Source organism: Cupriavidus sp. 05T313, from assembly GCF_056396665.1.
Map to the genome: position 1 here is coordinate 1 of NZ_JBFTLX010000295.1, position 8,127 is coordinate 8,127.

General features: G+C 66.0%; 6 protein-coding genes. 1 reads left to right on the forward strand and 5 read right to left on the reverse strand.

The window, feature by feature from the left end; all coding sequences use genetic code 11:
- The 4 genes from AC1DKD_RS36375 to AC1DKD_RS36390 form a co-directional block, all read right to left on the reverse strand.
- The coding region (locus AC1DKD_RS36375) for a 3-hydroxyacyl-CoA dehydrogenase NAD-binding domain-containing protein (RefSeq protein WP_477144372.1) at positions 1-218 on the reverse strand (218 nt) is incomplete at its 3' end.
- A gap of 75 nt (positions 219-293) precedes the next feature.
- A complete protein-coding gene (locus AC1DKD_RS36380; RefSeq protein ID WP_441630684.1) occupies positions 294-716 on the reverse strand; it encodes an HIT family protein in 423 nt (140 codons plus the stop codon).
- A 180-nt stretch (positions 717-896) separates the two neighbouring features.
- Positions 897-4,199 (reverse strand): fused isobutyryl-CoA mutase/GTPase IcmF, encoded by a 3,303-nt coding sequence (gene icmF / locus AC1DKD_RS36385; protein WP_477144373.1) that lies wholly within the window; start codon positions 4,197-4,199, stop codon positions 897-899.
- Between the two features lie 367 nt (positions 4,200-4,566).
- Positions 4,567-4,905 (reverse strand): DUF2917 domain-containing protein, encoded by a 339-nt coding sequence (locus tag AC1DKD_RS36390; protein WP_441630680.1) that lies wholly within the window; start codon positions 4,903-4,905, stop codon positions 4,567-4,569.
- 180 nt (positions 4,906-5,085) lie between these two features.
- On the opposite strand from AC1DKD_RS36390, the gene AC1DKD_RS36395 reads away from it, so the two are divergent.
- Positions 5,086-6,492: an aminotransferase-like domain-containing protein gene (locus tag AC1DKD_RS36395; protein WP_477144374.1), complete on the forward strand. Its 1,407-nt coding sequence runs from the start codon at positions 5,086-5,088 to the stop codon at positions 6,490-6,492.
- Positions 6,493-6,503: 11 nt separating this feature from the next.
- Here the strand turns inward: AC1DKD_RS36395 and AC1DKD_RS36400 are convergent, their stop codons facing one another.
- The gene (locus AC1DKD_RS36400; protein ID WP_441630677.1) at positions 6,504-7,895 is read right to left on the reverse strand and encodes an amino acid permease; all 1,392 of its coding nucleotides are present in this window, start codon (positions 7,893-7,895) and stop codon (positions 6,504-6,506) included.
- Positions 7,896-8,127 lie beyond the last annotated feature (232 nt).

Here is an 8,127-nt window from a genome sequence, read left to right on the forward strand (position 1 = left end):
CCCTTGATGCGCGCCAGTGCGGCTTCCTTGTCGGCTTCGCTGATCTTGTCCTTCTTGATCAGGCGGTCCAGGCTGCCCGCAACGGTGGCGATGCCCTTGTTCACCGCTGCGTCGCTGATGTCCACCATCACCACGTCCAGGCCCACTACGGCGCATGCTTGCGCGATGCCGTTACCCATGGTGCCGGCGCCTACGATGCCAACTGTCCTTATTCCCATCTTCTCTTCCTTGTTGCTGGTTGCTTGATGCAGATCCGGCCCGCCGCGGGTGCGGCGGGCCGGTGGTTCATAGGGTCAGGCGTCGCGCAGCGCGGCGATGATGCGATCGGCGTGCTGGCTGAGGATTTCCGGATCCTGCATGTCCGTGCCGTGGCCGCGCAGCGTGCGGTCGGCATAGCGGGGCACGATGTGGAAATGCACGTGCGGGACGGTCTGGCCCGCGGCGCTGCCGTTGAACTGGCCGATCGAGATGCCRTCCGGCCTGAAGGCGGCGCGCACCGCGCGGGCTACGCGCTTGGTGGTGCGGATGGCGGCTTCGGCGCCGGCGTCGGAGAGGTCGAAGATCTCCGCGGCCGGCTCCTTGGTCACCACCAATACGTGCCCGTCGGACTGGGGCATGATGTCCATGAAGGCAACGGTGTCGGCGTCTTCATACACCTTGTTGCAAGGCAATTCGCCACGCAGGATGCGGGCGAAGATATTGTTGGGATCGTACACGGTGCTCCTGATTGGTCTTGTCTTGATCTTGTCTTGATCTTGTCTTGGTATTGGCTTGGCCCTGGCGCTTGGCGGCCGCGCCATGGCCGCGTTATGGCGGCGTTATGGCGGCGTTATGGCCTTACGCAAACGTCAAGTTTAACGCAGGGGCCCCGCATGAAACAGCCCCTGGCCGACACATCACATATTGCGCCGGTACTGTCCTCCCACCTCGAACAGCGCATGGGTGATCTGCCCCAGCGAGCACACGCGCACCGCATCCATCAGCACCGCGAACACATTGTCGTTGTCGATCACGGCCTGGCGCAAACGCTGCAGCGTCGCAGGCGCCGCATCCGCATKGCGCGCATGGAAATCCGCCAGCCGCGCGAGTTGCCCCTGCTTCTCCTCCTCGCTGGAACGCGCCAGTTCGAGCGTCTGCGTGGCGGGCTCGCCGTTGGGATTGCGGAAGGTGTTGACGCCGATGATGGGCAGCGTGCCGTCATGCTTGCGCTGYTCGTAGYRCAGCGACTCCTCCTGGATCTTGCCGCGCTGGTAGCCGGTCTCCATCGCCCCCAGCACGCCGCCGCGCTCGGCGATGCGCTCGAACTCCTGCATCACCGCCTCCTCCACCAGATCGGTCAGCTCGTCGATCAGGAAGCTGCCCTGGTTGGGGTTCTCGCATCTGGCCACGCCCCATTCGCGGTTGATGATGAGCTGGATAGCCAGCGCGCGGCGCACCGATTCGCCGGTGGGCGTGGTGATGGCTTCGTCGTAGGCGTTGGTGTGCAGCGAATTGCAGTTGTCGTAGATCGCGATCAACGCCTGCAGCGTGGTGCGGATATCGTTGAAGTCGATCTCCTGCGCATGCAGCGAGCGGCCGGACGTCTGGATGTGGTACTTGAGCTTCTGGCTGCGTTCGTTGGCGCCGTATTTGTCACGCATCGTCACGGCCCAGATACGGCGCGCCACGCGGCCCATCACGCTGTATTCCGGGTCCATGCCGTTGGAGAAGAAGAACGACAGGTTGGGCGCGAAATCGTCGATATGCATGCCGCGCGCGAGATACGCCTCCACATAGGTGAAGCCGTTGGACAACGTGAATGCCAGTTGCGAGATGGGGTTCGCGCCGGCCTCCGCGATGTGATAGCCGGAGATCGACACCGAGTAGAAATTGCGCACCTGGTGATGCACGAAGTAGGCCTGGATATCGCCCATCACCTTGAGCGAGAACTCGGTGGAGAAGATGCAGGTGTTCTGCCCCTGGTCTTCCTTGAGGATGTCGGCCTGCACCGTGCCGCGCACGTTCTGCAGCACCCACGCGCGGATCTTGGCCTCCTCGTCGCTGGTGGGATCGCGGCCGTTGTCGGCGCGGAACTTGTCGAGCTGCTGGTCAATGGCGGTGTTCATGAACATCGCCAGGATGGTGGGCGCGGGCCCGTTGATGGTCATCGACACGGAGGTCGACGGGCTGGTCAGGTCGAAGCCGTCGTACAGCACCTTCATGTCGTCGAGCGTGGCGATCGACACACCCGAATTGCCGACCTTGCCGTAGATATCCGGTCGCGTATGCGGATCCTCGCCGTACAGCGTGACCGAGTCGAAGGCGGTGGACAGGCGCTTGGCATCCATGCCCTCGGAGACCAGCTTGAAACGGCGGTTGGTGCGGAAGGCATCGCCCTCGCCCGCGAACATGCGGGTGGGATCTTCGTTCTCGCGCTTGAAGGCGAACACGCCGGCGGTATAGGGGAAGCTGCCGGGCACGTTCTCGCGCATCAGCCACCTGAGCACTTCGCCATCGTCCTCGAAGCGAGGCAGCACCACCTTGCGCACCGTAGTGCCGGACAAGGTGGTGGTGGTGAGCGTGGTGCGGATTTCCTTGTCGCGGATCTTCACCACGTACTCATCGCCGCTATAGGCCTTGCGCATCTCCGGCCACATCGCCAACAGCTTGCGCTCCTGCGCCCCCAGCGCGGCGTCGCGCTCCGCGGCGAGCGCCTGCAGCGCGTCGGCGGCATCGCCCGGCGTTGGCTCCGGCGCGGCCAGCAGCATGCGGCGCGCCTCGCGCAGTTGCTGGCGCTCGCGCGCCAGCCGGCTTTGCGCGTCCACGCGGCGGTGGTAAGCGCGCATGGTGTCGGCGATCTCCGCCAGGTAGCGGTTGCGCGCCGGCGGCACGATCACGTTCTGCCCGGTGGAGATGCGTCCGCTCAGCAGCGGCAGCACGCCAGCCGGCGCGCGCATGCCGCGCGCGCACAGCGCTTCGCGCAGGCCTTGGTAGAGCATGGTGACGCCGTCGTCGTTGAAGCGGGACGCCTGGGTGCCGTACACCGGCATCTCCTCGGGCTTTGCATGCCACTGCTCGCGGTTGCGCTGCACCTGCTTGGCCACGTCGCGCCACGCGTCGCGCGCGCCCTTGCGGTCGAACTTGTTGATGGCGACGAAGTCGGCGAAGTCCAGCATGTCGATCTTCTCGAGCTGGCTGGCGGCGCCGAACTCGGGCGTCATCACGTACAGCGACAGGTCCGCATGCGGCACGATGGCCGCATCGCCCTGGCCGATGCCCGAGGTCTCGACGATGATCAGGTCGAAGCCACTCGCCTTGCACGCTGCCAGCACATCCGGCAGCGCCTGCGAAATCTCGGAGCCGGCCTCGCGCGTGGCCAGCGAGCGCATGAAGATGTTCGGATGATTGATCGCATTCATGCGGATGCGGTCGCCCAGCAACGCGCCGCCGGATTTGCGGCGCGAGGGATCGATCGAGATCACCGCGATCGACAGCGCATCCTGCTGGTCCAGCCGGATGCGGCGGATCAGTTCATCGGTCAGCGAGGACTTGCCGGCGCCGCCGGTGCCGGTGATGCCCAGCACGGGCGTCTTGACCTTTGCCGCTTCGGTGCGCAGCGCATCGGCCAGCGACGGTTCCGCCTTGCCGTTTTCCAGCGCGGTGATCACTTGCGCGAGCGCACGGCGGTCGCCGCCCTTCACCGCGTCGAGCGTGGTCGGCGCATAACGCGCGAGGTCGATATCGCAGCGCTGCACCATGTCTGCGATCATGCCCGCCAGGCCCAGGCGCTGGCCGTCTTCCGGGCTGAAGATGCGCGCCACGCCATAGGCCTGCAGTTCGCGGATCTCGTCCGGCACGATCACGCCCCCGCCGCCGCCGAATAGCTGGATGTGCCCGCCGCCACGCTGGCGCAGCAGGTCGATCATGTACTTGAAGTACTCGACGTGCCCGCCCTGGTAGCTGGAAATGGCGATGCCCTGCACGTCTTCCTGCAGAGCCGCACTGACCACTTCCTGCACCGAGCGGTTATGCCCCAGGTGGATCACCTCGCAGCCCGAAGACTGCAGGATGCGCCGCATGATGTTGATGGAGGCATCGTGGCCGTCGAACAGCGAGGCCGCGGTGACGAAGCGCACTTTGTTGACGGGGCCTTTCGGTCCCTGCGCCTGATGGGAAACGCCGGGTTGGGCGCCCTTCTGCACATCGGAAAGATCGGTCATTTGTCTCCACCATGTTCGGTGTTCTGGCTGCTCGCTTGACGCCCATGTCTGCCGCTCTGGAGTCGGCTCGGATCCCGCATGCGAACGGTCTGGCTGGCGCCGGCCCGGCGGCTTGATTATATGACGTTTACGTTAACGGCAATCAAGCCAGGGACACCCTGCTTGCCGCGCGGCGCGGGCTGCCATGACGAACATCCTCGCACAGTTGGCGAGACGGTGTGATGGATTCTGAGGGAGAAAACGGGCGGGGCGGCGGCATCCGCGGCGCGCGCAAGCGGCCTCGGGCTCCGTGGGCGGGCCGGGAACCGGCGCGCCCGTTGCCGGCCGGCGCGGGGCCACGTGCCCGCGCGAGCCAGCCTGCATCACGTCAGAGACCCGGCTCCGGGCATTCGCCCGCGCCGTTGCCCCGGCGCTCGGCAAACCGGCGCTTCAGCGCGCCAGTCATCCCGCCCAGCCAGCGCCACCACAGGGGGGCGGCCGACTCGGCGAGCGTGAAGCGCGCGCCTTCGCTCTCGCCCGACAGCCATACCGTCGCGCCGGCCGGCAGTGCGTACACGGCGCCCGGCAGCAGCCAGATATCGGCGTGATGGCCCTCCAGTGTCAGCCACAGGCGCCCTTCCAGCACCTTGACGCTCTGCCCTTCGGGGGCGCGCCAGCACACCGGCCGGCCGGGTTCATCCAGTTCGAAGATCCGTAGTTCGCGCATTTCGCTACTCCTTTCTGCATTGCGGTGATGTCTCGTGCCGCCCGGCCTGGCCGGTGCCGGCCCCCTCCTCCGCATGCCTTCCATTATTCACAGCGGCTACTACAATCCCATGAACAGTTGCGAACAGTTTTCCATGCACTGTTCAGTAGTTTTTCCTGACACTTTGCAAGCGCGCCCGTCATGAAGCTGACCCTAGTCCCCGCCACCGGCGTGCCCCTGACCGACCAGATCGTCAACGAGGTCAAGACCTGGATCAGCACGCGCGAGGTGCGTCCCGGCGCCCGCCTGCCGTCGATCCGCCAACTGGCGGCGGAGCACGGCATCAGCCGATTCCCGGTGATCGAGGCCTATGACCGGCTGGTGTCGCAGGGCCTGCTCGACTCCCGCCACGGCTCGGGCTTCTTCGTCGCGGACAGCCCGCTGCTGGCGCGCGCCGCCAATGGCTGGTCGGACCCGAAGCTGGCCGAGGACCTGTCGGACCATATCCTGGAGCAGTTCAATCACCCCAGCGCCACCCTCAAGCTGGCGGGCGGCTTCGTACCCGAAACCTGGCGCGACCTGGACGGGCTGACGCAGGCGATCCGCCAGGTCTCGCGCACCGACGTCTGCAGCGTGATCCATTACGCCACGCCGATGGGCCTTCCGGAACTGCGCCAGCATGTGCTGACCCGCGTGCGGCAACTTGGCATCGCCGCCGAACTGCCGCAGGTACTGATCACCACCGGCGCCAGCCAGGCGCTGGACCTGGTGGTGCGCCGCCTGCTCAAGCCAGGCGATACGGTATTCGTGGAAGACCCCGGCTACTACAACCTGTTCGGCCTGCTGCGCCTGCACGGCGTGCGGCTGGTGGGCGTGCCGCAAACCCGCAATGGCCCGGACCCGGACGCCGYGGAGGCGTTGCTCCGCGAGCACAAGCCCAAGCTGTTCTTCACCAACAGCGTGCTGCAGAACCCGACCGGCTCGACCCTGGCGCCGCCGGTGGCATTCCGCCTGCTCGAACTGGCACGGCGGCATGGCTTCCGCTTTGTCGAGGACGATATCTTCTCGGACTTCCAGACCCACTTCACCGATCGCCTGGCCACGCTGGACCAGCTCGAACATGTGATCTATATCGGTGGCTTTTCCAAGACGGTGTCGGCCTCGCTGCGGATCGGCTACCTGGTCGCCGACAAGGCGCTGGTGAAGGAACTGGTGGACGTGAAGGTGCTGACCAGCGTGGCCGGCTCGCATTTCGCGGAAGCCGTCACCACGGCCTTGCTGGAGCGGGGCGCCTATCGCAAATACATGGAGCGGCTGCGCCTGCGGGTGCGGCAGGCGACCGCCGGCGCGGTGCGGCGCCTGGGCGAGTTTGGCTGGGAGGTGTTTTGCGAACCGGCGGGGGGCAATTTCCTATGGGCACGCGCACTCGGAATCGATGATTCACGCGAACTGGTGACGCTCGCGGAGCGGCACGGCGTGACGCTGGCGCCCGGCAATTACTTCCGGCCGGGCGGCGAAACCTCGGCCTGGATCCGCATCAACTCCGCGTTTGTCGAGGAGCCACGCGCGCTGGCGTTCCTGCGGGAGGCCGGCGCGCGCGAACTGTAACGGGGGCGGCGTCAGCCGCCGTGCAGCACCGCGTTGCGGCGCGCGTAGAGGAAGTAGATGGCCAGCCCGATCGCCAGCCAGCTGGTGAACGCGATCCAGGTCAGCGCCTGCAGGTGAGCCATCAGGAACAGGCAGAAGCCCACGGACAGCAGCGGCACCACCGGCACACCGGGGCAGCGGAAAGCGCGCGGCAGGTCCGGCCGGGTCTTGCGCAGCACCAGCACCGCCACCGAGATCAGCGTGAAGGCCGACAACGTGCCGATATTGATGAGCTCCGCCAGCACGTTGAGCGGCACGAACGCCGCGATAAACGCGAACACGATGCCCACCGTCCAGGTGGCGAAGAACGGCGTGGCATGCACGGGATGCACCTTCGACAAGCGCTCCGGCAGCAGGCCGTCGCGCGACATGGCGAAGATGATGCGTGTCTGGCCGAAGGTCATCACCAGGATCACCGTGGTCATGCCCAGGATGGCGCCAAGATCGACGAAGCCCGCCACCCAGTTCTGCCCGGCATACTGCAGCGCAAGCGAGACCGGGTGATCGATGCCGGCGAACTTGGCGAAGGGCACGATGCCCGTCATGATGGCCGCAACCGTCACGTACAGCACGGTGCACACGGCCAGCGAGCCGATGATGCCGATAGGCAGGTCGCGGCGCGGGTTGCGGACTTCCTCCGCGGCCGAGGTGACGGCGTCGAAGCCAATGAAGGCGAAGAACACCAGCGCCGCCGCATTGAAGATGCCGTCCAGCCCGAAGGGCGCGAACGGATGCCAGTTGGCCGGCTTGACGTGCCACACGCCCACTGCGATGAAGAGCAGCACCACCGCGATCTTGATGGCCACCATCACGTTGTTCAGGCGCGCCGACTCGCGCACGCCGTAGGACACGATCCAGGTGATCAGCAGCATGATCACGGCAGCGGGCAGGTTGAACAGCGTCTGCGCGCCCGGCACAGCACCGGGTGCGGCGGTGAGCATGACCGGCAGGTGAATGCCGAAGCCTGCCATCAGCGACTGGAAATAGCCCGACCACCCCACCGACACCGCCGAGGTCGCTAGCCCATACTCAAGCAGCAGGTCCCAGCCGATCATCCACGCCACGATCTCGCCGAGCGTGGCGTAGCTGTAGGTGTAGATGGAGCCGGAGACGGGGATCGCGGACGCGAACTCGGCATAGCAGAGCGCGGCAAACCCGCAGGCCAGTGCGGCGATCACGAAGGACACGGTCAGCGCCGGGCCGGCCGTGAGCGCGCCGGTGCCCGTCAGCACGAAGATGCCGGTGCCGATGATGGCGCCGATTCCCATCAGGATCAGGTCAACGGGACCGAGCACTTTTTTCAGGCCGTCGTCGCGGGCAGCGGCCAGCATGGCCTCGATGTTCTTGGTGCGGAACAGACTCATCGGCGGGTACTCCTGACGCGCTGGGCGGCTTTGAAAAGCGGCGTATTTTAGCGCGGTAGGGTGGGCGGATTCGTCACTTTCGGGGTGGTCGCTGTTTCTTTGGGCGGCGATGGCTATTGCACCCAACAGCCATACGACATCCCCMCTGCGGGGGGCTGCCGGTCACTCTTCTTTGCTTCGGCAAAGAAGACTAACGAGAAGAAAGCCGACCCTGCCGGGGGCAGAGCAATAA

Bases quoted from the DNA above. Each gene is read 5' to 3' on its own strand.
- AC1DKD_RS36390 (WP_441630680.1), bottom strand. From the start codon at position 4,905: ATGCGCGAACTACGGATCTTCGAACTGGATGAACCCGGCCGGCCGGTG.
- AC1DKD_RS36400 (WP_441630677.1), bottom strand. From the start codon at position 7,895: ATGAGTCTGTTCCGCACCAAGAACATCGAGGCCATGCTGGCCGCTGCC.